This window comes from Bartonella taylorii 8TBB (assembly GCF_902825155.1).
Taxonomy (GTDB): domain Bacteria; phylum Pseudomonadota; class Alphaproteobacteria; order Rhizobiales; family Rhizobiaceae; genus Bartonella; species Bartonella taylorii_A.
The window spans coordinates 1-463 of the sequence record NZ_CADEAG010000112.1 but is presented as its reverse complement, the minus strand read 5'-3'; the positions used below and the strand labels follow the sequence as shown (position 1 = coordinate 463).

At 28.7% G+C, this 463-nt stretch carries 1 protein-coding gene; it reads left to right on the top strand.

Annotated elements, in window-relative coordinates; translation table 11 throughout:
- Positions 1-279: 279 nt before the first annotated feature.
- Positions 280-463: transporter substrate-binding domain-containing protein (locus J7R13_RS08885; RefSeq protein WP_208438313.1), on the top strand; the 184-nt coding region annotated here is incomplete at its 3' end.

The window sequence follows — 463 nt, the reverse complement described above, 5'->3', positions numbered from 1 at the left end:
TTATGTTCAAAATTGAATAGCCTTACTTTCAAGAAAAATCCTTAGTTTTTACTCATGAAATGATTTAAATCAATCATTTCGTGAAAATTAACCTGTCATACAAGCAATAAGATATTTATTCTTTTTTTATCAATAAAAAAGATAATTTTTTTGATAATAATGTCCAACATAATGATCTAAAATAAACATCAATAAATTTTTGAATTGCTCCCAAAAAGCTTACAGATTATAAAAACATAGTGATTTCATATTTGCCCGCTTATCCAATAGGAGAACATCATGAAACTATTAGCAGGAGCTCTTATAATAAGCGCCGCACTATTCACCCAATTGGCTGATGCGAAAACATTAAAAATTGCGAGTGAAGGCACCTACCCTCCCTTTAGTTATATTGACTCAAATAATAAATTGCAGGGACTTGATATTGATATATCTTATGCACTTTGTAAAAAAATGAATGTTG